The following is a 20822-nucleotide window of genomic DNA, read 5'->3' as shown; positions in this document are numbered from 1 at the left end:
TCCCGGGGGATAACCCCCGGACCCCCAGCAGATCATTGTCCGAGCCGGCGTCATGAGCGCAGCTCCTTGCCGGTGAGCTCCAGGAATACGTCTTCCAGCGTGTGCCGTTCGACCGAGATCTTGTCCGGCATCACCCCGTGCTGCGCGCACCAGGAGGCCACCGTCGCCAGCAGCTGCGGGTCGACCTTGCCGCCGACCCGGTAGGAGCCCGGCGTCAGTTCGGCGGCCGTGCAGTCGGCCGGGAGGGCCTTCAGCAGCGAGCCCACGTCCAGGCCCGGGCGGCCGGTGAAGCGGAGGGTGTTCTCGGCGCCGCCCCGGCACAGCTCCTCGGGGGAGCCCTGGGCGATGACCTTGCCCGCGTCGATGATCGCGACGTCGTCGGCGAGCTGTTCGGCCTCGTCCATGTAGTGGGTGGTGAGGACGACGGAGGCGCCGTCGGTGCGCAGATCGCGGATCAGGTCCCAGGTCGCGTGGCGGGCCTGCGGGTCGAGCCCGGCGGTCGGCTCGTCCAGGAACACCAGCTCCGGGCGGCCGACCACGGCCATCGCGAGGGCCAGGCGCTGCTGCTGGCCGCCCGACAGACGCCGGTACGTCGTTCTGCCGCAACTGCCGAGACCCAGCCGCTCGATGAGCGCGTCCACGTCCAGCGGGTGCGCATGCAGCTTGGCGACATGGCGCAGCATCTCGTCCGCCCTCGCACCCGAGTACACGCCGCCGGACTGCAGCATCACGCCGATCCGGGTGTGCAGCTCACGGGATTGCCGGACCGGGTCGAGGCCCAGGACGCGCACCGTGCCGGAGTCCGGCTTGCGGTACCCCTCGCAGGTCTCGACCGTGGTCGTCTTGCCCGCCCCGTTGGGACCGAGTACGGCGGTCACCCCCGCCGTGGCCACCAGGTCGAGGCCGTTCACCGCGGTCTTCGTGCCGTACCGCTTCACCAGGGCCTGGACCTGGACCACGGGCTCGCTTCGCATGGCTCAAGAGTCTAGGTACGCCCTGCGCGCCTCAGGCGGGCGGGTGCAGGATCTCCTCCTCACGGGGGCGGTGCGCGGCCAGCCACCGCTCCGCGTAGGACACCGCGTCGGCCACCGGGAACAGCCGTGCGTCGGCCGCGCCCACCTTGCCCCGTACGACGGGACGGTCCCGCTCGAAGTCGTGCCCGAGCTCGTCGAACTGGTCCGAGGTGATCGACACCTCGGTCACCGTCTCCCAGCCGACCGGGCCCGGCCGGCCCACCTTCACCAGGGGCGACGGGATGCGGTACTCGGCGAGATGGAAGCTCGTACAGGTGTCGTAGCCGGCGCCGAGCAGGAGCACGCGCGCGTCCAGGTCCTCGAGGCGGGCGAGGGGGCTGTGCTCGCCGAGACGGCAGTCGGTGGCGTGTCCTTCGGTGATCTGACGGGCGCGGCGGCCGATCGCCGCGAACGACGTCTGCGGGTGCGCGCTGCGCAGGGCGCCCGGCCAGGTGCGTACGGTCTCCGGGAGCACGCCGACGCCGCGCGAGGGCGTGACCTGGGGGTCGTAGACCGGCATGGCTGCGCGGATCGTGTCCCACCACTCCTCGGGGACCGGCGGGTTTCCCCACAGGGCGGGGTCCGAGAGGTCTCCGGTCTGTGTGGGGACGACGAGGGTGCCGTCCGGGCCGACGGCGTCCAGAAGTCCCTGGACCACGGCCACAGGTCCTCCGCAGACCCAGCCGAGGGACTTCAGGGAGGAGTGGACGAGGAGAGCCTCGCCGTCCCGGACGCCCAGCTCGCGCAGCTGCGCGGCCACGGTGCCGCGGGTGACAAGAGGGCCGGTCGGAGGGGGTATGGGCATGGTTGTGAAGTGTCCCGCAAGAGGCCCGGCGATGCCACCGAATTGATCGATCAAAGATCGTTCCCGCAGGTCAGGTTAGCTTTACCTAAGTGATGCACCGCACCGTCCATCGGCCGGGACGCGGGTTGCCCGCCTCTGAGGAATTACGCAACAATGGTGTTGTGAAAAACGTCGGCGAGGCCCAGGCGACCCCCACGGGGGCCCTGCAGGAGGAGCTCGCGACCGGAGAGCGGTCAACCCGCAACCGGGTCGCGCGGTCCATCCTGGACCACGGGCCGTCGACCGTCGCCGAGCTGGCCGGCCGCCTCGGCCTGACCCAGGCGGCCGTACGCAGGCACCTGGACGCGCTGGTCGTCGACGACGTCGTGGAGGCACGCGAGCAGAAGATCTATGGCGCGCGGACGCGGGGGCGTCCCGCCAAGGTCTTCGCGCTCACCGACTGCGGCCGCGACGCCTTCGACCAGTCCTACGACAAGCTCGCCGCGGACGCCCTGCGCTGGATCGCGGAGCGGTTCGGCGGGGACGAGGCGGTCGTCGCCTTCGCCCGCGCGAGGATCGCCGAGCAGGCCACCGCGTACCGCAGGGCTATCGAGGCCGCCGCCCCCGAGGAGCGCACCGAAGCCCTGGCCAAGGCCCTGAGCGCGGACGGGTACGCTGCTACGGCGCGCAGCGCACCGGTCGGCGAGCAGCTGTGCCAGCACCACTGCCCCGTCGCCCACGTCGCGGAAAAGTTCCCCCAGCTCTGCGAGGCGGAGACCGAGATCTTCTCCCAGCTGCTCGGAACGCACGTCCAGCGACTGGCGACCATCGCGCACGGTGACGGCGTCTGCACGACGTTCATCCCAAAGATTTCCCACACCACACATAACGCATCTGCAAGCACGGCCGGGAGGAACCCCGCATGACTCTCCCCATCGAGGAGACTGCCCACCCCGAGCTCGAGGGCCTGGGTAAGTACGAATACGGCTGGGCGGACTCCGACACGGCTGGTGCTTCCGCGCGGCGCGGCATCAACGAGGACGTCGTCAAGGACATCTCCGCGAAGAAGTCCGAGCCGGAGTGGATGACCAAGCTCCGTCTCAAGGGCCTGCGTCTGTTCGACAAGAAGCCCATGCCGAACTGGGGCTCGGACCTGTCGGGCATCGACTTCGACAACATCAAGTACTTCGTGCGCTCCACGGAGAAGCAGGCGGAGTCCTGGGAGGACCTGCCCGAGGACATCAAGAACACGTACGACAAGCTCGGCATCCCCGAGGCGGAGAAGCAGCGCCTCGTCGCCGGTGTCGCGGCCCAGTACGAGTCCGAGGTCGTCTACCACCAGATCCGCGAGGACCTGGAGGAGCAGGGCGTCATCTTCCTCGACACCGACACCGCGCTGAAGGAGCACCCGGAGCTCTTCAAGGAGTACTTCGGCACCGTCATCCCGGTCGGCGACAACAAGTTCGCGTCGCTGAACACCGCGGTGTGGTCCGGCGGCTCCTTCATCTACGTGCCGAAGGGCGTGCACGTGGAGATCCCGCTCCAGGCCTACTTCCGTATCAACACGGAGAACATGGGCCAGTTCGAGCGGACGCTGATCATCGTCGACGAGGACGCCTACGTCCACTACGTCGAGGGTTGTACGGCGCCGATCTACAAGTCGGACTCCCTGCACTCCGCGGTCGTCGAGATCATCGTCAAGAAGGGCGCCCGCTGCCGTTACACGACCATCCAGAACTGGTCGAACAACGTCTACAACCTGGTCACCAAGCGCGCCGTGGCGTACGAGGGCGCGACCATGGAGTGGATCGACGGCAACATCGGCTCCAAGGTCACCATGAAGTACCCGGCCGTCTACCTGATGGGCGAGCACGCCAAGGGCGAGACCCTCTCCATCGCCTTCGCGGGCGAGGGCCAGCACCAGGACGCCGGCTCCAAGATGGTCCACATGGCGCCGAACACCTCCTCCAACATCGTCTCGAAGTCCGTGGCGCGTGGTGGCGGTCGTACGTCCTACCGTGGTCTCGTCGAGATCGGCGAGGGTGCCCACGGCTCCAAGTCGAACGTGCTGTGCGACGCGCTGCTCGTCGACACCATCTCCCGCTCCGACACGTACCCCTACGTGGACGTCCGCGAGGACGACGTGTCCATGGGCCACGAGGCCACCGTCTCCAAGGTCAGTGACGACCAGCTCTTCTACCTGATGAGCCGGGGCATGACCGAGTTCGAGGCGATGGCGATGATCGTGCGCGGCTTCGTCGAGCCCATCGCGAAGGAGCTGCCGATGGAGTACGCGCTGGAGCTCAACCGGCTGATCGAGCTGCAGATGGAAGGCGCGGTCGGTTAAGACCCGCACTCCTGACACAGCTAGCGAAATCTGACGTAGGAAGAGAGCAGACCGACAGCCATGGCTGAGGCTCAGAACATCCCGGTGGGGTCCACCACCGCCGGCCAGATCGCGGTGGCCGCCGAGTCGACCGTCGCCACGCGCATGAGCGCGCCCCCGTCCTTCGACGTCGCGGACTTCCCGGTCCCGCACGGCCGTGAGGAGGAGTGGCGGTTCACCCCGCTGGAGCGCCTGCGCGGGCTGCACGACGGCACCGCCATCGCCACCGGCGACGGCCTGAAGGTCGAGATCGAGGCGCCCGAGGGTGTCACGGTCGAGACCGTCGGCCGCGACGACGCGCGCCTCGGCAAGGCGGGCACCCCCGTGGACCGCATCGCCGCCCAGGCGTACACGGCGTTCGAGAAGGCCGGCGTGATCACCGTCCCCAAGGAGACGGTGCTCACCGAGCCGATCCGTATCGCCGTGCACGGTGAGGGCGGGACCGCCTACGCCCACCAGGTCGTCGAGCTGGGAGCCTTCGCCGAGGCCGTCGTCGTCATCGACCACACCGGTGACGCGGTGCTCGCCGGCAACGTCGACTACCTCCTGGGTGACGGGGCCAAGCTGACCGTCGTCTCCGTCCAGGACTGGGACGACAAGGCCGTGCACGTGGCCCAGCACAACGCGCTGATCGGCCGGGACGCCACCTTCAAGTCCTTCGTGGTCACCTTCGGCGGCGACCTCGTACGCCTCCACCCGCGCGTCACCTACGCCGGCACCGGCGGCGAGGCCGAGCTCTTCGGCCTGTACTTCACGGACGCCGGCCAGCACCAGGAGCACCGCCTCCTGGTCGACCACAACGAGGCGCACTGCAAGTCCAACGCCGTCTACAAGGGCGCGCTGCAGGGCGAGGGCGCCCACGCGGTGTGGATCGGCGACGTGCTCATCGAGGCCAAGGCCGAGGGCACGGACACCTACGAGATGAACCGCAATCTCGTCCTCACGGACGGCGCGCGCGTCGACTCCGTGCCGAACCTGGAGATCGAGACCGGTGAGATCGTCGGCGCCGGGCACGCCTCCGCGACCGGCCGCTTCGACGACGAGCAGCTCTTCTACCTGATGGCCCGCGGCATCCCCGCCGACGAGGCCCGTCGCCTGGTGGTCCGCGGCTTCTTCGCCGAGCTGGTCCAGCAGATCGGTGTCGACGACATCCAGGAACGCCTTCTCGTGAAGATCGACGAGGAGCTGGAGGCGTCGGTCTGATGACTGCCTCTTCGACGTATGTGCGCGCCTGTGGGCTGAGCGAGCTGGAGGAGGACACCCCGAAGCGGGTGGAACTCGACGGCACGCCGGTCTCGGTCGTCCGCACCGAGGGCGAGGTGTTCGCGATCAACGACATCTGCTCGCACGCGAACGTCTCGCTCTCCGAGGGCGAGGTGGAGGACTGCCAGATCGAGTGCTGGCTGCACGGCTCCGCGTTCGACCTCCGCACCGGCAAGCCGTCCGGCCTTCCCGCGACGCGCCCCGTCCCCGTATACCCCGTAAAGATCGAAGGGGACGACGTGCTCGTCTCCCTCACCCAGGAGTCCTGAGGAACCCATGGCAACGCTTGAAATCCACGACCTGCACGTCACCGTCGAGGCCGACAACGCCACGAAGGAGATCCTCAAGGGCGTCGACCTGACCGTGAAGCAGGGCGAGACCCACGCCATCATGGGCCCCAACGGCTCCGGCAAGTCGACCCTCGCCTACTCGCTCGCGGGCCACCCGAAGTACACGATCACCGGCGGCACCGTCACCCTCGACGGCGAGGACGTCCTGGAGATGTCCGTCGACGAGCGCGCCCGCGCGGGCCTGTTCCTGGCGATGCAGTACCCGGTCGAGATCCCCGGCGTCTCGGTCTCCAACTTCCTGCGCACCTCCGCCACCGCCATCCGCGGCGAGGCCCCCAAGCTCCGCCTGTGGGTGAAGGAGGTCAAGGAGGCCATGCAGCGCCTCAACATGGACCCCGCCTTCGCCGAGCGCAACGTCAACGAGGGCTTCTCCGGCGGTGAGAAGAAGCGCCACGAGATCCTCCAGCTGGAGCTCCTCAAGCCGAAGATCGCGGTCCTCGACGAGACGGACTCCGGTCTGGACGTCGACGCCCTCCGCATCGTCTCCGAGGGCGTCAACCGCGTCCGCGAGTCCGGCGAGGTCGGCACCCTGCTGATCACGCACTACACGCGCATCCTGCGCTACATCAAGCCCGACCACGTGCACGTGTTCGCGAACGGCCGGATCGCCGAGTCCGGCGGCCCTGAGCTCGCCGACCAGCTCGAGGCCGAGGGCTACGACAAGTACGTGAAGGGTGGCGCATCCGCGTGACACAGCTGCCGGGCCTCCTCGACACAGAGGCGATCCGCAAGGACTTCCCCATCCTGGACCGTCAGGTCCATGACGGTAAGAAGCTCGTGTACCTGGACAACGCGGCGACCTCGCAGAAGCCGCGCCAGGTCCTGGACGCCCTGAACGAGTACTACGAGCGCTACAACGCCAACGTCCACCGCGGTGTGCATGTGCTCGCCGAGGAGGCCACGGCGCTGTACGAGGGCGCGCGCGACAAGGCCGCCGCGTTCATCAACGCGCCGAGCCGCGACGAGGTGATCTTCACCAAGAACGCCTCCGAGTCGCTCAACCTCGTGGCGAACATGCTGGGCTGGGCCGACGAGCCCTACCGCGTGGACCACGAGACCGAGATCGTCATCACGGAGATGGAGCACCACTCCAACATCGTGCCGTGGCAGCTGCTGTCGCAGCGCACGGGCGCGAAGCTGAAGTGGTTCGGCCTCACCGACGACGGCCGGCTCGACCTCTCCAACATCGACGAGATCATCACCGAGAAGACGAAGATCGTCTCCTTCGTGCTGGTGTCCAACATCCTGGGCACCGTGAACCCCGTCGAGGCGATAGTGCGCCGTGCGCAGGAGGTCGGTGCGCTCGTCTGCATCGATGCCTCGCAGGCCGCCCCGCACATGCCGCTGGACGTGCAGGCGCTGCAGGCCGACTTCGTGGCCTTCACCGGCCACAAGATGTGCGGTCCGACCGGCATCGGCGTCCTCTGGGGCCGCCAGGAGCTGCTCGAGGACCTGCCGCCGTTCCTGGGCGGCGGCGAGATGATCGAGACGGTGTCTATGCACTCGTCGACCTACGCTCCCGCCCCGCACAAGTTCGAGGCGGGCACCCCGCCGATCGCGCAGGCGGTCGGGCTGGGCGCGGCGATCGACTACCTGAACTCGATCGGCATGGACAAGATCCTCGCCCACGAGCACGCGCTCACCGAGTACGCGGTGAAGCGGCTCGGCGAGGTCCCTGACCTCAGGATCATCGGCCCGACGACGGCCGAGGACCGGGGCGCGGCGATCTCCTTCACGCTCGGCGACATCCACCCGCACGACGTGGGCCAGGTGCTGGACGAGCAGGGCATCGCGGTCCGCGTGGGCCACCACTGCGCCCGCCCGGTCTGCCTGCGCTACGGAATTCCTGCGACCACGCGAGCGTCGTTCTATCTGTACTCCACGCCGGCCGAGATCGACGCTCTGGTCGACGGGCTGGAGCACGTACGGAACTTCTTCGGCTGAAGGGCGTGAGCTGAGACCGTGAAGCTGGATTCGATGTACCAGGAAGTCATCCTGGACCACTACAAGCACCCGCACGGGCGCGGTCTTCGGGATGGCGACGCCGAGGTGCACCACGTCAACCCGACGTGCGGCGACGAGATCACGCTGCGCGTGAAGTACGACGGCGAGCAGATCGCCGACATCTCGTACGAGGGCCAGGGCTGCTCGATCAGCCAGGCCTCCGCCTCCGTGCTGAACGACCTCCTCGTCGGCAAGGACCTCGCCGAGGCGCAGAAGATCCAGGAGACCTTCCTGGAGCTGATGCAGTCCAAGGGGAAGATCGAGCCCGACGACGCCATGGAGGAGGTGCTGGAGGACGCCGTCGCGTTCGCCGGTGTCTCCAAGTACCCGGCCCGGGTCAAGTGCGCCCTCCTCAGCTGGATGGCGTGGAAGGACGCGACGGCCCAGGCCCTGGGCGGGGCCGACGCCGAAAGGAAGACGGCATGAGCGAGACCCTTGAGATGAAGCCGGCCTCCGAAGAGGAAGTCCGCGAGGCCCTGTACGACGTCGTCGACCCCGAGCTGGGCATCGACGTCGTCAACCTCGGCCTCATCTACGGCATCCACATCGACGACGCGAACATCGCGACGATCGACATGACCCTGACCTCGGCGGCCTGCCCGCTGACCGATGTCATCGAGGACCAGGCCAAGTCCGCCACGGACGGCATCGTCAACGAGCTGCGCATCAACTGGGTCTGGATGCCGCCGTGGGGCCCGGACAAGATCACGGACGACGGGCGCGAGCAGCTTCGGGCGCTCGGGTTCAACGTCTGAGACCGACCGCGTACGAAGAAACGGCGACGTCCTCGTGGACGTCGCCGTTTTTCGTGCGTGTGCTCAGGTCAGCCCGTCGACGAGCTGGAACGCCGAGTCCGACCGGTACAGGTCGCTGTACTGGTAAGGGTCCAGCTTCAGCTGGAAGTTCTGGTGACGCAGGAAGCGGCCCGGGTAGTTCATCGACTCCAGCATGACCGCTCCGTACACCGACGAGGAGCGGGCGCAGAAGGTCGCGTCCTGCTTGAACAGGGACGAGCCGTCGTTGCGGTCGGCGATCAGGACGAAGCTGCGATGGCGCAGGTAACCGCCGTCGTGGGTGGCGAAGGAGTAGCAGGAGCTGTCCGCAAGGCCCTTGACCAGTTTGAAGGTGGAGTCCTCGCGGGATTCCGGACCGCGAACCGGGTCGAGCTTCACGTAACCGCCGCTCACGTGCCAGTAGCGGTCGGGGTAGTTCGCCGAGCGGACCGAGCGCCACGTGACCGCCGGCTTCGGGGCCGGCGAACTCGGCTTGGAGGACGGTGACTTGGAGGTCGTAACCGGGGCGGGCGAGGGGGAGGAGCCCTGCTGGCGCGCGGCGGAGGCGGTCTCCTCGGAGGTCGCCAGGCCGCTCTTGCCCTTCGGGGGGACCGTCGTGGTGTCGGACGGACTGGCGTAACCGGCGAGGCCCGGTATCGTCCCGCCGTCCGAGGGGGGCGCCGACTTCGCCACGGCGTCAGGAGTGCTGTCCGTCATGGATATCGCCGTGACGCAGGCGACGACCGTGGCCACGGCGAGGACACCTGCGAGATAGAGACGTCGGGTTCCCGGTGCCCGGGTGGTGTCGGGCGCCCAGCCGGTCTCCCACGGTCGGTCATGTGGAGGCTGGGACTTGGTGTCTGGCATGCGCAGTTCCTCTGGCGGAGCCCATGGGGGGAGGCCGCAGCCGTGACGGCGCGGTAGATGAACGGTGAAGCAGGTCGCACAGTAGTGGACCTTGCGCTCTTCGAGCAGCCGTTTGTGCGAGCGGTTTCCACATCGTTCTCTCAGCGGCTTTCCCACGGCTTTCTCGGAGCCCTCCGCGCCGTGGCAGGCCAACAGTGGCTGACGCCCGATCAGATACGGCTCCGCGACGTGGGTCTGCGTTCCGCGCCGCTGCCTGAGCATCGTTATGTACACTCGTACACATGGGATACGTGCTGCTCGCCGGAGCGATCGCCGCCGAGGTGGCCGCGACGACCGCCATGAAGTACAGCGAGGGCTTCAGCAAGCTGCTGCCGTCGCTGCTGACCGTCCTCGGGTACGCCCTGGCGTTCGCGCTGCTCGCGCAGACGCTGAAGACCGTGTCCGTCGGTACGGCCTACGCGATCTGGGCGGGCGTCGGCACCGCGGTGATCGCCGCGATCGGGTTCACCTTCCTGGGCGAGGGGATGAGCCCCGTCAAGGCCGCCGGGATCGTGCTGATCATCGCCGGGGTGGTCGTGCTGAACCTGGGCGGTGCGCACTGATGGCCCGCCGCTACGACCCCGAGCGGCGGCAGCGGATCATCGACGCGGCGATCCGGGTCGTGGGCCGCCATGGCCTCGCCGGGCTGAGCCATCGCTCCGTCGCCGCCGAGGCCGATGTGCCGCTCGGCTCGACGACGTACCACTTCAAGACCCTCGACGAGCTGATGGTCGCCGCGCTGCGGCAGGCCAACGAGGGGTTCGCGAAGGTCGTCGTGGCGCGGGGCGGCCTGGAGGACCGGGACGCGGACCTGGCCACCGAACTCGCCGGTCTGCTGGGTGAGTGGCTCGCGGGCGACCGTACCGGCGTGGAGTTGGAGTGCGAGCTCTATCTCGCCGCCCTGCGCCGCCCCGCGCTGCGGCCGGTCGCCGCGGAGTGGGCCGAGGACCTCGCCGAGCGGCTGGGCCGCCGCACCGACGCGGTCACGGCGCGGGCGCTGGTGGCGCTGATGGACGGTATCTGTCTGCAGGTGCTGCTGACGGACGGGGTGTACGACGAGGAGTACGCACGGGAGGTCCTGGGGCGGGTCATTCCCGCTGGAGCATGTTGACGGTCGACGGGGTGGTCCTCTTCGCCCCCGCCGCCCCTACCCGTCCCGTCCCCAGGGGCTCCGCCCCGGACCCCGTTCGGCCCCGAAAGAGCCTCGTCCTCAAACGCCGGACGGGCTGAAATGCCTGGACCGGCGTCCGGGGGCAGAAACTGCGTGGGGCGGTGATTCAGGGGGCGCTCCCCGTGTTCCGCCCCCGTTCCGGCCCGGCGTGGCGGTTCGGTACCTGAGATGGTGTCTTGGCTGGTTGGCCTCTGTGGGTGTGGGGCGGTTAGGTTGCCCTCATGACCGACACGACTGCTTCTCGTACCACCGGCGCCGTGGCCGCCGGCCTCGCCACGATCGCCGCCGACGGCACTGTTCTCGACACCTGGTTCCCCGCGCCCGAGCTGACCGCGGAGGCCGGGCCGTCCGGTACCGAGCGGCTGTCCGCCGAGCGGGCCGTGGAGCTGCTCGGTGAGGGTGCCGCGAAGGCGATCGGGCCGGACGCCCGGCGTGGCGTCGAAGTGGTCGCGGTCCGTACGGTCATCTCCTCGCTGGACGAGAAGCCGACCGACACGCACGACACCTACCTGCGCCTGCACCTGCTCTCGCACCGCCTGGTCAAGCCGCACGGCCAGAGCCTGGACGGCATCTTCGGCCTCCTCGCCAACGTCGCCTGGACCTCGCTGGGCCCGGTCGCCGTCGACGACATCGAGAAGGTACGGCTCAACGCCCGCGCCGAGGGCCTGCACCTCCAGGTGACCTCCGTCGACAAGTTCCCGCGCATGACGGACTACGTGGCGCCCAAGGGTGTCCGCATCGCCGACGCCGACCGCGTCCGCCTCGGTGCCCACCTCGCCGAGGGCACCACCGTCATGCACGAGGGCTTCGTCAACTTCAACGCCGGCACGCTCGGCACGTCCATGGTCGAGGGCCGTATCTCCGCCGGTGTCGTGGTCGGTGACGGCTCCGACATCGGTGGCGGCGCGTCGACGATGGGCACGCTGTCCGGTGGCGGCAACGTCCGTATCGTCATCGGCGAGCGCTGCCTCATCGGCGCCGAGGCGGGCGTCGGTATCGCGCTGGGCGACGAGTGCGTCGTCGAGGCCGGTCTCTACGTCACCGCCGGCACCCGCGTCACCATGCCCGACGGCCAGATCGTCAAGGCCCGCGAGCTCTCCGGCGCCTCGAACATCCTCTTCCGCCGCAACTCGGTCACCGGCACGGTCGAGGCCCGGCCGAACAACGCGGTGTGGGGCGGGCTGAACGAGATCCTGCACAGCCACAACTGACAGTCGGCGTCATCATGGTGAGCGCCCTTCCGCCGAGTGCGGGAGGGCGCTCGCTCATGTCCGCAACGTCTTCGCGAACTCCGTCAGGGCCGTGAAGTCGTCCTCACGCAGGCCGAGTCGGGGGTCGACGTGGTGGAGGAGGGCGGGGGCCGGGTGGTGGTCGGTGACGTAGGCGGTGTCCGCCGGGGTCTGCTCGTCGTCGACCCAGGCGAAGGGGCGCCCTTCGGCGTACGCCACGATGGCCTGCGTCTTCCAGTGGATTCCGTCGGGGCGGTGGACGAGCAGGGAGTCGCCGAAGTCGACGTAGGGCAGCCGGGGGAGGCCGATGACCGGGGCGATCCAGCGGTTCGCCGCGTCCATCCAGGTAGTCGCCCAGCACAGGTCGTAGGGAAGCGCGAGGAGGGCCGCGCCGTGGGCGGGGTTGAGCCACACGCGCAGGGGGCGGCCCGGGTGCACGGACGCCCTGATCGTCGTATAGCCCTCAGGGCGGCGCTCGGCCTTCGCCGCGTACGGGTTGAGGGGGCCGTCGACGTCGAGGAAGAGGAGCGGGCGGGCGCGCTGGCGGCTCATCGGGTCACCGTACGGGAGGGCGCCTGGCGGGTCGGTGGAATTTTCTCGTACGCGCAGACATAGCGGGGTGCGGTCCCGCGCGTCAGAAGGGGCACAGGGGGCGGACATCGGGTCCGCCCCGGGGGAAGAGAAGGTGACGATGGATGCCGAAGCGCAGGACAGCTTCCGGGAGTTCGTGGAGCACCGGTCGTCCGCGCTGCTGAAGACGGCCGTGCTGCTCAGCGGCGGGGACCGGCACACCGCCGAGGACCTGTTGCAGAACGCGCTGATCAAGGCGGCCGGCCGCTGGCACCGTATCGACGAACCCGAGGCGTACGTACGGCGGATCCTCTACCGGCAGCAGATCAGCCGCTGGCGGCTGAAGTGGCCCAGACGCGAACTGAGTGTCGCCGAGCCGCCGGAGGGACGGGCGGACCCGGACGCCTCGTCCGCCGCCGAGCTGCGTCTCGTGATGCGCGGCGCGCTCGCCCGCCTCACCGCCCGACAGCGCACCGTGCTCGTGCTGCGCTACTTCGAGGACCTGCCCGAAGCCGAAGTGGCCCGCGTCCTGGGCTGCTCCGTCGGCACCGTACGGTCCACCGCCCACCGCTCGCTCGCCCGGCTGCGCACCCTCGCGCCCGAACTGGCCGCCCTGAGCGGTGGCGAGGACATCCGGCAGCCGCCGGCTCACGACCGCACACCCGTGGAGGTACGTCCGTGAACGTCGAGGAACTCGTGCGTGACTCCCTGCGTGAGCTGGCCGTCGAAGAGGCCTCGGCGGGCCCCGGGTTCGCCGACCGGGTGCTGGCCGTCCGCCGGCGCCGCCGCACCCGCCGGCTCGTGGCCGTCGCCGTCGCCACCGCGGCCGTGGTGGCCGTCTCGGTGGCGATGCCGCTGCTGAACGAAGGACGCGACGACGCACGCCCCGCGCGTGTCACGCAGCAGGACGGGATCAGCGCCCACCCCGACCAGTCGCCGCCGAGCGACCTGATCGCGGCCGGGCGGTCGGCGCTCGCCGCGTACTACACGACGGAGCTCGTGGCGAAGAGCGACAAGGAGGCGACCTACGAGCGGACCTACTGGCTGCTCGATCCCGACACCGGCAAGTACAAGAAGGACACCCGGTGGTCCTTCGTCGCCGTGGCACCGGGCCTGAAGACCGCCGCCGTGCTGGAGCGGACCCTGCCCGCCGCCCGGATCGGGCTGCTCGACCTCGCGACGGGGGAGGTCGAGCGGTGGATCCCGGTCGGGAAGGGGGTCGCCGGGCTGGCGTTCTCGAACGGCGGGACCGAGCTGGTCGCCACGACGTACTCCGAACACCCCGACTCGCTCGAGAAGGTCGAGAACGCCGATGAGGACGAGTGGACGTCCACGCACAGGGTGAGCCGGACCGGGTTCCTCCTCCTGGACCTGGCCGGGAAGGGCGGGGGGATCTGGCACCGGGTCCCGAGTTCCTCCGCGGGTGGCCGCGCCGACTTCGCCTTCACTCGTGACGACAAGCGCCTGTTCGCGGTCGGCGGAGGTCTCGAGACCCTCGTCCGGCCGAAGTTCTACGACCTGTCGGGTGAGGAGACCGCCGCGCCCGCGAACGAGAAGTACCTGCGCTGGGACGTGCCCGCGAGGCTGTCCCCGAACGGCAAGCTGGCCGCCCTCGGTCAGGCCGAGGTGAACGATCCCGCCATCGCCCCGGAGGCCGGGAGGACCCTGCCCGGCCAGTCGTACTCCTTCATCAAGGATCCCCTCACCGGCAAGGAGATCACCAAAGTCCGTGGCGCCGAACTGCTCGCCTGGGTGGACGACCAGCGGCTCATCGCCTGGGAGCGGGCCGCCGGTCATGACGAGCCGTACAAGGACCGGCTCGTGCTGGTCACGATCGGCAGCGACAAGGTCGTACCACTGAGCGGCGTCCGTGAGCATTCGGAGACCGACCCGGAGCCGTGGGAGCCCGTCTTCGCCGAGCGCTGATCAGCCGGCCGTCAGCTCCTCGTATGCCGCCCGCAGCCCGTCGACCGCATCCCGGCCGGCGGGCAGCAGCGGTGCGCGGACCGGGCCCGCGGGCAGGCCCAGGTCGTTGAGGAGGGCCTTCACGGTGACGGTGCCGGGCAGGCCCGCCGACATCGTCAACTCGATGAGGGGTGTGGCGCGTTGCTGGAGGCGCGCCGCCTTGGCCGTGTCGCCCGCGTCGAACAGGTCCAGGACCGCGCGGAGTTGAGCGGGGACGAGGTTCGCGACGGTGCTCACATATCCCGCGCCGCCCACCGCGTACAGGGCGAGGTTGTGTTCGTCGCAGCCCGCGTAGTACGCCAACTCCGTGCGGGAGATGACCTTCTGCGCGGCGAGGAAGTCGTAGGAGCAGTCCTTCACCGCCACGATCCGGGGGTGTTCGGCGAGCCGGATCAGGGTGTCGGGCTCGATACGGGTGCCGGTGCGGCCCGGGATGTCGTAGAGCGTGATCGGCAGGCCGGTGGAGTCCGCGATCTGGCGGAAGTGCGCCTCGATCGCCTCCTGCGGAGGCTTGCTGTAGTACGGGCTGACCACCAACAGGCCGTCCGCGCCCGCCTTTTCGGCCTCCAGGGCGAGTTCGACCGTATGCCGGGTGTCGAAGGTGCCGACGCCCGCCAGGACCGACGCCCGCTCGCCCACCGCCTCCCGCACCGCCCGAACGAGCTCCGCCTTCTCGGCGTCCGTCGTCGTGGGCGACTCGCCGGTCGTCCCGGAGAGCACCAGCCCGTCGCAGCCCTCCGCCACCAGCCGCTCCGCGAGCCGCTGGGCACCGTCCAGGTCGAGGGCGCCGCCCTCGGTGAACGGCGTGATCATGGCGCAGAGGGCGCGACCGAAGGGAGGGGCGGAGGGAGCGGAGTACGTCATGGGGGTAGTCTCGGCGGAGCCATCGTGAAGCTCCACTTAATTTTTCTACGCAGTATCGATAAGTGATGCTAAGAGGTCGCTGGCGGGGAGCGATGCCAGGGCCCTATGTCCAAATCGGCACTTCATGGGTCACCATGGCCAGGACGGTCATCGGCCCCTGGTCATGGGAGGCGTCATGAAGCTCGGTAAGGCACTCGCCACCGGAGTCGCGGAAGAGCGGCCGCAGGCGCACGAGCAGGAACCCGAACTCGGACTTCCGGAAGAGATCAAGGAACTGAAGGCGCCCGAAGAGGTCCCGGCCGCCCGATGAGGCTGCGGCTTCCGGAGGAACGTCCGACGGAGCCGCCGACCGGATACAAGATCGCCCACCCGGTGCTGTCCCACGACGGCACCCGGGCCGGGTTCACCGGTGTGTCGCTGGGCGGCGCGCTGCCGTACGGAGTCGTGGCCGACGCGTCCTGCGTCTATGGCCTGCGGCACCAGGCGCCGCACCGTCGCTGCGACTGCGGCTTCCACTGTGTGCACGACCGCTCGACGGCCGAGGCGCTGCTGTGCACGGCCGAGCACCGGGCGGCCGTCCTGCTCGAGGTCTCGGTCATCGGCCGCTACCTCCGTTTCGAACGCGGCTTCCGCTATGCCCGCCAGCGGATCCGGGTCGCCACCGTGGGCCCCTGCACCTGCGGCACGGTCGCCTCCGCGCTGGCCGACGCCGGCTGGGGCCGCCCCGGCTGGCGTGCGCTCGCGCCCTCGTGCGCGGGGTGTCTGCGGGGTCGTACGTCCGTCTCGCTCGCGTCGTTCGCGCGGCTGGCGGGAGACGGGCTGCGGGTGGTGGCGGGGAGCGGGGCGGCGGTGGCGGATGTCGCTGCCGACGGCCTCGGCGTGCCCGAACTCGCAGCGGAGGCGGCCTTGTTGCAGGCGCGGCTGGACTGGTTCCAGAGCCAGCTGGCGAAGCTGGGGGAGCGCGGGAAGGGCGAGGAAGGCTAGGGGGACGGTCCGGTGACCGAACTCGCGAAACAGCGCTTGTGGGGGCCGCATACGGGTACTCGTCCGCTCCGAACCAGAGAGGAGGCGGACATCGTGACCCACTCCACGGCCCCCGGCCAAGCCCAGCACTCCGTGGGCGAACTCGTCGGCCAGGCCACCGAACAGCTCTCCCAGCTCGTACGACAGGAAGTGGCCCTCGCCAAGGAGGAACTGGCCGAGAAGGGCCGGCGCGCAGGCCGCGGCGGCGGGCTGCTCGGCGCCGCGGGCGCATTCGCCTACGCCGGGCTGCTCGCTCTGGCCGGTACGGCGACCGCCGCGCTCTCGCTGGCGCTGGCCGTCTGGGCCGCGGCGCTCATCGTGACGGCGGTGCTGTTCGTGATCGCGGCGGTGCTTGCCGCTCGCGGTCGCGCCCAGTTGCGTCGGGCCGCACCCCCCACGCCCGAGGAGACCCTCGGCAGCGTCAGGGCCGATGTCGAGGAGATCAGGGAAAGGGCACACCGATGACGGACAAGACGACGCCGGGCGTGGCGGGCGGGGCGAAGAGCCCCGAGGAGCTGCGTCGGCAGATCGAGGAAACAAGGGGCCAACTCGGCGACACCGTCGAGGAGTTGGCGGGCAAGGCGGATGTGAAGGGGCGGGCCATGGCGCGTGCCGCGGATCTCAAGGACAAGGCCGGTGCGATGACCGTGCAGCTGCGCAGCAGTGCGGCCGAGGCCGGTCATGCGGTTCAGGACCGGGCGAGCCGGGCCGGGCATGCCGTGCAGGGCAGGGCGAGCGAGGTCGGGCACACCGTGCAGGACAAGGCGTCGCATGCGGGGCATGCCGTCGAGCACAGTGTGCCGCGGCCTGTTCGTACCGTGGTCCAGGCTGCGCTGCGGAATCCGCGGCCGGTGCTGGTCGTGGGGGCGGTGGTGGGTGTCGTGGTCGTGGAGGAGATGGTGCGGCGTCGGAACGGACGCTAGCGGAGCGAGGAGTTGTGTGACGCCGGCCGGGTGAGTACAGCCCGGCCGGCGTCGTCGTGCCGGGTGGATGTCGTGCGCGCCGGGCTTTTCTCGCCCCCGCCGCCCCTACCCGTCCCATCCCTGGGGGCTGCGCCCCCAGACCCCCGCTTCGGCCCTGAACGGGCCTCGTCCTCAAACGCCGGACGGGCTGAAGGGTGCGGACCGGCATGGTGAGGCGGAGCCCCGGTGGGTGGGTGGGGGGTTGGGACGGTGTGCCCTCGTCCTCGAACGCGGGGCGGGCTGAGATTGCCTGGACCGGCGTCGAGAGGTGATGCCGCCGCCGGGTGGGTGGGGGTTCGGGGCGGTGTGTCCTCGTCGTCGAACGGCGGACCGGCGTTACGGTCACTGCTCCCGTGTCGCTCGCCACTTCGGGGGCCATTTTCGGGTGTCCCGGGGCTCCACGTACGGTTCCTCCGTCGGGGGGCGGCCGTCGGTGATGGCTCGTTCTCGGGCCAGTTCGGCGTCGAATTCCAGGCCCAGGAGGATCGCGAGGTTGGAGAGCCAGAGCCAGACGAGGAAGACGATGGCGCCCGCGAGGGTGCCGTATGTCTTGTTGTACGAGCCGAAGTTGGCCGCGTAGACGGCGAAACCGGCGGAGGCGGCGAGCCAGATCAGGGTGGCGAGGCAGCTGCCGGGGGAGATCCAGCGGAAGCCGCGGCCGCGGACGTTGGGGGCGGCCCAGTACAGCAGGCCGATCATCAGCACCACGAGGATCAGCAGGACCGGCCACTTGGCGATGCCCCACAGGGTGATCGCCGCGTCCCCGAGCCCGATCGCCGTACCCGCCCGTTCCGCCAGCGGGCCGGTGAACACCACGATCACCGCGCTGGCGGCGAGCATCAGCATCAGGGCCACGGTCAGGATCAGCCTGAGCGGCGTCAGTTTCCACACGGGGCGGCCCTCGGGGAGGTCGTAGACCGCATTGGACGTACGGATGAACGCGGCGACGTAACCGGACGCGGACCACAGCGCGGCCAGCAGCCCGAGCACCGCGAGCACGCTCCCCGTGCCTCCCGAGTCGCTCAGCTGCACCACCGCGTCCCGCAGGATGTCCCGCGCCGGACCCGGGGCCAGGTCCCCGATGTTGTCGAGGATCTTGTCCGTGGCGCTGCGCCCCACCACCCCCAGCAGGGACACCAGTACGAGCAGCGCGGGAAACATCGACAACACGCCGTAGTACGTCAGCGCGGCCGCCCGGTCGGAGAGTTCGTCGTCCAGGAACTCCTTCACCGTGCGCCGCAACACCGCCCGCCAGGAACGCGCGGGCAATTCGGAGGGACTGTCCTTGTCGGCCATGAGCAGGCGAGTCTCCCGGAATCCCGTGGCCAAGCACGGGCTTGACCTGAATCTTGGTTGAGGTTGGAGGGTGGGGCCTGCACCGATCGCGAGCGATCACAAGCGATCACGAGTGAGGGAGTCCGCCATGACCCGTCGTACCGACGTTCACCCCGACCTGACCGACCCCCGGGTCGGCGCCCCCTTCTTCAGCACCTGGCGGGTGGGCACCCCCGAGCGGCAGCGCGACGCCGTCGAGGCCATCGCCCGCACCTGGGAGCGCAGGCCCTGGCCGACCCCCGATCTGCGCTCGTACCACGTCTACACCGGCCATGACACGGGCACGCTGCTCCACCATTCGCAGTGGACGGGCGAGGCGGCGTACGAGGCCTTCGTCAAGACGCACCGGCAGGAGCGGGTCGACGAGATCGACACCGCCGTGCCCGGCATCGAGCGCCTGTGGCTCGGCCGCTACCGGCGCTACCGCAGTGCCGTCCGGGAGGGCGACACCCGGGTGCCGGGGTGTGTCGTGATCGTCGACGTGGAGTTCGAGGGTCCCGATCCGGAGCGGCAGCGTGCCTGGGTGGACGCCGTCCTCGAGGCGCTGGAGAGCGAGCCGAACCCGCATCCCGGAGGCATCTCCGGCCACTTCCACCTGAGCACCGACGGCACCCGGGTCCTGAACTACGCCGAATGGGAGAGCGCCCGGGCCCACATTGACGCCATGGCCGCGCCCGGGGACGGCATCGGCTCGGGGAGCGCCCTGTGGGAGCGCGTCCAGACCTGGCCGGGGCTCAAGAGCAGCACGGTCAGCCGGTACGACCACGCGCTGGGGCTCGTGCCCGAGTGACCCGGCCGGCGGGGTCCGCAGCCGAAGACTATTCTCTCCTGGACAAAAAAAGTTTTCGGTGAGACGGTGGACGCATGCTGGACGTGACCGTGATCGAGGACCCCGAGGCCGCAGCCGTCTCGCTGGACCCCATAAGGGCCGGGCTGCTCGCCGAGCTCGCCGCCGGACCCGCGTCGGCGGCGATGCTCGCCGGCAAGGTCGGGCTGCCCCGGCAGAAGGTGAACTACCACCTCAAGGCGCTGGAGCGGCACGGCCTGGTCGAGCTGGCCGGGGAGCGCCGCAAGGGCAATGTCACCGAGCGGCTGATGCGGGCGACGGCCGCGTCGTACGTCATCTCGCCGCTCGCGCTCGCCTCCGTGCAGCCGGACCCGGACCGCTTCCGCGACCAGCTCTCCGCGCGCTGGCTGCTCGCGCTCGGCGCCCGGCTGGTGCGGGACGTCGGGCAGCTGATCACCGGTGCGGCAAAGGCGCGCAAGGGGCTCGCCACCTACGCGCTGGACGGCGAGGTGCGGTTCGCGTCGGCCGCCGAACGGGCCGCGTTCATCCAGGAGTTGACGGCTGGAGTCACCGCGCTGATCCGCAAGTACGACGCCCCGGATTCCGAGGGCGGCCGGGACCATCGGATCGTCGTGGCGGTCCATCCCACCCTCAAGCAGACCGAGTTGGAGTAGATCATGTCCAAAGAGTTCGAGATCGTCCGCGAGTTCGAGGTCGACGCCACCCCGCAGCAGGTGTGGGACGCCGTCACCACCGGCACCGACGGCTATCTGTGGCCGATGGAGCCGCCGGAGCCCAAGGTCGGCGGCAAGGGGCCCTTCGGGTCCACCGTCACCGCCTGGGACCCGCCCCACCGCTACACCAACCGGGTCCAGAACGTGGAGGGCATCTCCGAGCAGACCATGAACCAGCTCGACTACACCGTCGAGCCGCGTGACGACGGCCGCCGCGCCTGGGTGCGGTACGTGCACAGCGGGATCTTCGTCGACGACTGGGACAACCAGTACGACGGCGCCGCCAAGCACACCGACTTCTATCTGCACACCCTGCGCGAGTACCTCACCCACTTCGCGCCCCGGCCCGCCGCCTTCGCGACCTTCGACGGACCTGAGGCGTCGAAGGCCGCGGACGCGCTGGAAACCGTCGCACGGGCGCTCGGGGTCGGGGAGGGCGTGGCCGCCGGGACCTCGGTGCGGGTCCATGGGCCCGACGCGTTCGACGCCGTCGTCGACTTCCGCAACCCCTACTTCATCGGGCTGCGGACCGACCGGGGACTCACCCGCATCTTCGGGCGCAACCACTGGGGTTATCCGGTCGGTGTCTCCCTGCACGACTTCACGCCGGGTGACGACATCAAGGAGTGCGAAGCCGCCTGGCAGGACTGGCTGAACGGGGTGTTCAGCCAGTCCTGAGCCCCGATGACTTCATGGGCCGCGG

Annotated in this window: 26 protein-coding genes; 20 read left to right on the top strand and 6 right to left on the bottom strand. The window is 69.8% G+C overall.

Annotated features, from left to right (window positions below; genetic code table 11):
• Positions 1-50: 50 nt before the first annotated feature.
• The gene (locus tag ACIOHP_RS16260) at positions 51-974 is read right to left on the bottom strand and encodes an ABC transporter ATP-binding protein (protein ID WP_401887914.1); all 924 of its coding nucleotides are present in this window, start codon (positions 972-974) and stop codon (positions 51-53) included.
• A 31-nt stretch (positions 975-1005) separates the two neighbouring features.
• A complete protein-coding gene (locus tag ACIOHP_RS16255) occupies positions 1006-1818 on the bottom strand; it encodes an aminoglycoside N(3)-acetyltransferase (protein ID WP_401887911.1) in 813 nt (270 codons plus the stop codon).
• Positions 1819-1979: 161 nt separating this feature from the next.
• Between ACIOHP_RS16255 and ACIOHP_RS16250 the strand changes: the two genes are divergently transcribed.
• The 8 genes from ACIOHP_RS16250 to ACIOHP_RS16215 are packed head-to-tail and all read left to right on the top strand — an operon-like array spanning position 1980 to position 8555.
• A complete protein-coding gene (locus tag ACIOHP_RS16250) occupies positions 1980-2723 on the top strand; it encodes a metalloregulator ArsR/SmtB family transcription factor (protein WP_361544742.1) in 744 nt (247 codons plus the stop codon).
• Positions 2720-4144: a Fe-S cluster assembly protein SufB gene (gene sufB, locus ACIOHP_RS16245; protein WP_361544739.1), complete on the top strand. Its 1425-nt coding sequence runs from the start codon at positions 2720-2722 to the stop codon at positions 4142-4144. The genes ACIOHP_RS16250 and sufB overlap by 4 nt, the downstream gene beginning before the upstream one ends.
• Positions 4145-4204: 60 nt before the next feature.
• Complete coding sequence (sufD, locus tag ACIOHP_RS16240) at positions 4205-5386, top strand: Fe-S cluster assembly protein SufD (RefSeq protein WP_401887909.1); 1182 nt, start codon at positions 4205-4207, stop codon at positions 5384-5386.
• On the top strand, positions 5386-5715 hold the full coding sequence (locus ACIOHP_RS16235) for a non-heme iron oxygenase ferredoxin subunit (RefSeq protein WP_361544733.1): 330 nt from the start codon (positions 5386-5388) through the stop codon (positions 5713-5715). The genes sufD and ACIOHP_RS16235 overlap by 1 nt, the downstream gene beginning before the upstream one ends.
• Before the next feature lie 7 nt (positions 5716-5722).
• On the top strand, positions 5723-6487 hold the full coding sequence (gene sufC, locus ACIOHP_RS16230; protein WP_361544730.1) for a Fe-S cluster assembly ATPase SufC: 765 nt from the start codon (positions 5723-5725) through the stop codon (positions 6485-6487).
• Positions 6484-7740 carry a cysteine desulfurase gene (locus ACIOHP_RS16225; protein ID WP_361544727.1) on the top strand — a complete coding sequence of 419 codons (1257 nt, stop codon included), beginning with the start codon at positions 6484-6486 and terminating at the stop codon, positions 7738-7740. Before sufC ends, ACIOHP_RS16225 begins: the two co-directional genes overlap by 4 nt.
• An 18-nt stretch (positions 7741-7758) precedes the next feature.
• On the top strand, positions 7759-8226 hold the full coding sequence (gene sufU / locus ACIOHP_RS16220) for a Fe-S cluster assembly sulfur transfer protein SufU (protein ID WP_266828752.1): 468 nt from the start codon (positions 7759-7761) through the stop codon (positions 8224-8226).
• Positions 8223-8555 (top strand): metal-sulfur cluster assembly factor, encoded by a 333-nt coding sequence (locus ACIOHP_RS16215; protein ID WP_005477879.1) that lies wholly within the window; start codon positions 8223-8225, stop codon positions 8553-8555. The genes sufU and ACIOHP_RS16215 overlap by 4 nt, the downstream gene beginning before the upstream one ends.
• Before the next feature lie 63 nt (positions 8556-8618).
• Here ACIOHP_RS16215 and ACIOHP_RS16210 read toward each other — a convergent pair whose 3' ends face one another.
• Positions 8619-9440 (bottom strand): AbfB domain-containing protein, encoded by an 822-nt coding sequence (locus tag ACIOHP_RS16210; RefSeq protein WP_401887904.1) that lies wholly within the window; start codon positions 9438-9440, stop codon positions 8619-8621.
• A gap of 281 nt (positions 9441-9721) precedes the next feature.
• Here ACIOHP_RS16210 and ACIOHP_RS16205 point away from each other — a divergent pair, with 281 nt between their 5' ends.
• From ACIOHP_RS16205 to dapD, 3 genes are all read left to right on the top strand, one after another.
• The gene (locus ACIOHP_RS16205; RefSeq protein WP_361544720.1) at positions 9722-10042 is read left to right on the top strand and encodes a multidrug efflux SMR transporter; all 321 of its coding nucleotides are present in this window, start codon (positions 9722-9724) and stop codon (positions 10040-10042) included.
• A complete protein-coding gene (locus ACIOHP_RS16200; protein WP_361544717.1) occupies positions 10042-10590 on the top strand; it encodes a TetR family transcriptional regulator in 549 nt (182 codons plus the stop codon). The genes ACIOHP_RS16205 and ACIOHP_RS16200 overlap by 1 nt, the downstream gene beginning before the upstream one ends.
• 281 nt (positions 10591-10871) lie before the next feature.
• A complete protein-coding gene (dapD, locus tag ACIOHP_RS16195; protein ID WP_361487984.1) occupies positions 10872-11861 on the top strand; it encodes a 2,3,4,5-tetrahydropyridine-2,6-dicarboxylate N-succinyltransferase in 990 nt (329 codons plus the stop codon).
• Between the two features lie 54 nt (positions 11862-11915).
• Here the strand turns inward: dapD and ACIOHP_RS16190 are convergent, their stop codons facing one another.
• Positions 11916-12431 carry a hypothetical protein gene (locus ACIOHP_RS16190; RefSeq protein WP_401887902.1) on the bottom strand — a complete coding sequence of 172 codons (516 nt, stop codon included), beginning with the start codon at positions 12429-12431 and terminating at the stop codon, positions 11916-11918.
• A 139-nt stretch (positions 12432-12570) separates the two neighbouring features.
• Between ACIOHP_RS16190 and ACIOHP_RS16185 the strand changes: the two genes are divergently transcribed.
• Positions 12571-13131, top strand: a complete 561-nt coding sequence (locus tag ACIOHP_RS16185) for a SigE family RNA polymerase sigma factor (RefSeq protein ID WP_401887899.1) — start codon at positions 12571-12573, stop codon at positions 13129-13131.
• Complete coding sequence (locus tag ACIOHP_RS16180; RefSeq protein WP_401887896.1) at positions 13128-14375, top strand: YncE family protein; 1248 nt, start codon at positions 13128-13130, stop codon at positions 14373-14375. Before ACIOHP_RS16185 ends, ACIOHP_RS16180 begins: the two co-directional genes overlap by 4 nt.
• Here ACIOHP_RS16180 and dapA read toward each other — a convergent pair whose 3' ends face one another.
• The gene (dapA, locus tag ACIOHP_RS16175) at positions 14376-15278 is read right to left on the bottom strand and encodes a 4-hydroxy-tetrahydrodipicolinate synthase (protein ID WP_401887893.1); all 903 of its coding nucleotides are present in this window, start codon (positions 15276-15278) and stop codon (positions 14376-14378) included.
• A 175-nt stretch (positions 15279-15453) separates the two neighbouring features.
• Between dapA and ACIOHP_RS16170 the strand changes: the two genes are divergently transcribed.
• From ACIOHP_RS16170 to ACIOHP_RS16155, 4 genes are all read left to right on the top strand, one after another.
• The gene (locus tag ACIOHP_RS16170; protein ID WP_401887890.1) at positions 15454-15588 is read left to right on the top strand and encodes a hypothetical protein; all 135 of its coding nucleotides are present in this window, start codon (positions 15454-15456) and stop codon (positions 15586-15588) included.
• Complete coding sequence (locus tag ACIOHP_RS16165; RefSeq protein ID WP_401887888.1) at positions 15585-16262, top strand: hypothetical protein; 678 nt, start codon at positions 15585-15587, stop codon at positions 16260-16262. Before ACIOHP_RS16170 ends, ACIOHP_RS16165 begins: the two co-directional genes overlap by 4 nt.
• 93 nt (positions 16263-16355) lie before the next feature.
• Entirely contained in the window at positions 16356-16766 is a 411-nt protein-coding gene (locus ACIOHP_RS16160; protein WP_361544697.1) for a phage holin family protein, read from the top strand.
• Complete coding sequence (locus ACIOHP_RS16155; protein ID WP_361544694.1) at positions 16763-17224, top strand: DUF3618 domain-containing protein; 462 nt, start codon at positions 16763-16765, stop codon at positions 17222-17224. Before ACIOHP_RS16160 ends, ACIOHP_RS16155 begins: the two co-directional genes overlap by 4 nt.
• Before the next feature lie 381 nt (positions 17225-17605).
• Here the strand turns inward: ACIOHP_RS16155 and ACIOHP_RS16150 are convergent, their stop codons facing one another.
• The gene (locus ACIOHP_RS16150; RefSeq protein ID WP_401887885.1) at positions 17606-18559 is read right to left on the bottom strand and encodes a YihY/virulence factor BrkB family protein; all 954 of its coding nucleotides are present in this window, start codon (positions 18557-18559) and stop codon (positions 17606-17608) included.
• Positions 18560-18686: 127 nt separating this feature from the next.
• Between ACIOHP_RS16150 and ACIOHP_RS16145 the strand changes: the two genes are divergently transcribed.
• The 3 genes from ACIOHP_RS16145 (at position 18687) to ACIOHP_RS16135 (ending at position 20797) form a co-directional block, all read left to right on the top strand.
• Positions 18687-19388, top strand: coding sequence for an antibiotic biosynthesis monooxygenase (locus ACIOHP_RS16145; protein ID WP_401887882.1), 702 nt, complete (start codon positions 18687-18689; stop codon positions 19386-19388).
• A gap of 74 nt (positions 19389-19462) precedes the next feature.
• Complete coding sequence (locus ACIOHP_RS16140) at positions 19463-20059, top strand: ArsR/SmtB family transcription factor (RefSeq protein ID WP_401887879.1); 597 nt, start codon at positions 19463-19465, stop codon at positions 20057-20059.
• A gap of 3 nt (positions 20060-20062) precedes the next feature.
• Positions 20063-20797 carry an SRPBCC domain-containing protein gene (locus ACIOHP_RS16135; RefSeq protein ID WP_401887877.1) on the top strand — a complete coding sequence of 245 codons (735 nt, stop codon included), beginning with the start codon at positions 20063-20065 and terminating at the stop codon, positions 20795-20797.
• Positions 20798-20822 lie beyond the last annotated feature (25 nt).

This window comes from Streptomyces sp. NPDC087859, assembly GCF_044742595.1.
GTDB lineage: Bacteria > Actinomycetota > Actinomycetes > Streptomycetales > Streptomycetaceae > Streptomyces > Streptomyces canus_F.
This window is presented reverse-complemented; position numbering and strand designations above follow the sequence as displayed.

Bases quoted from the DNA above. Each gene is read 5' to 3' on its own strand.
- ACIOHP_RS16260 (WP_401887914.1), bottom strand. From the start codon at position 974: ATGCGAAGCGAGCCCGTGGTCCAGGTCCAGGCCCTGGTGAAGCGGTAC.
- ACIOHP_RS16255 (WP_401887911.1), bottom strand. From the start codon at position 1,818: ATGCCCATACCCCCTCCGACCGGCCCTCTTGTCACCCGCGGCACCGTG.
- sufB (WP_361544739.1), top strand. From the start codon at position 2,720: ATGACTCTCCCCATCGAGGAGACTGCCCACCCCGAGCTCGAGGGCCTG.
- sufD (WP_401887909.1), top strand. From the start codon at position 4,205: ATGGCTGAGGCTCAGAACATCCCGGTGGGGTCCACCACCGCCGGCCAG.
- ACIOHP_RS16235 (WP_361544733.1), top strand. From the start codon at position 5,386: ATGACTGCCTCTTCGACGTATGTGCGCGCCTGTGGGCTGAGCGAGCTG.
- sufC (WP_361544730.1), top strand. From the start codon at position 5,723: ATGGCAACGCTTGAAATCCACGACCTGCACGTCACCGTCGAGGCCGAC.
- ACIOHP_RS16215 (WP_005477879.1), top strand. From the start codon at position 8,223: ATGAGCGAGACCCTTGAGATGAAGCCGGCCTCCGAAGAGGAAGTCCGC.
- ACIOHP_RS16210 (WP_401887904.1), bottom strand. From the start codon at position 9,440: ATGCCAGACACCAAGTCCCAGCCTCCACATGACCGACCGTGGGAGACC.
- ACIOHP_RS16205 (WP_361544720.1), top strand. From the start codon at position 9,722: ATGGGATACGTGCTGCTCGCCGGAGCGATCGCCGCCGAGGTGGCCGCG.
- ACIOHP_RS16200 (WP_361544717.1), top strand. From the start codon at position 10,042: ATGGCCCGCCGCTACGACCCCGAGCGGCGGCAGCGGATCATCGACGCG.
- dapD (WP_361487984.1), top strand. From the start codon at position 10,872: ATGACCGACACGACTGCTTCTCGTACCACCGGCGCCGTGGCCGCCGGC.
- ACIOHP_RS16190 (WP_401887902.1), bottom strand. From the start codon at position 12,431: ATGAGCCGCCAGCGCGCCCGCCCGCTCCTCTTCCTCGACGTCGACGGC.
- ACIOHP_RS16185 (WP_401887899.1), top strand. From the start codon at position 12,571: ATGGATGCCGAAGCGCAGGACAGCTTCCGGGAGTTCGTGGAGCACCGG.
- dapA (WP_401887893.1), bottom strand. From the start codon at position 15,278: ATGACGTACTCCGCTCCCTCCGCCCCTCCCTTCGGTCGCGCCCTCTGC.
- ACIOHP_RS16170 (WP_401887890.1), top strand. From the start codon at position 15,454: ATGAAGCTCGGTAAGGCACTCGCCACCGGAGTCGCGGAAGAGCGGCCG.
- ACIOHP_RS16165 (WP_401887888.1), top strand. From the start codon at position 15,585: ATGAGGCTGCGGCTTCCGGAGGAACGTCCGACGGAGCCGCCGACCGGA.
- ACIOHP_RS16155 (WP_361544694.1), top strand. From the start codon at position 16,763: ATGACGGACAAGACGACGCCGGGCGTGGCGGGCGGGGCGAAGAGCCCC.
- ACIOHP_RS16150 (WP_401887885.1), bottom strand. From the start codon at position 18,559: ATGGCCGACAAGGACAGTCCCTCCGAATTGCCCGCGCGTTCCTGGCGG.
- ACIOHP_RS16145 (WP_401887882.1), top strand. From the start codon at position 18,687: ATGACCCGTCGTACCGACGTTCACCCCGACCTGACCGACCCCCGGGTC.
- ACIOHP_RS16140 (WP_401887879.1), top strand. From the start codon at position 19,463: ATGCTGGACGTGACCGTGATCGAGGACCCCGAGGCCGCAGCCGTCTCG.
- ACIOHP_RS16135 (WP_401887877.1), top strand. From the start codon at position 20,063: ATGTCCAAAGAGTTCGAGATCGTCCGCGAGTTCGAGGTCGACGCCACC.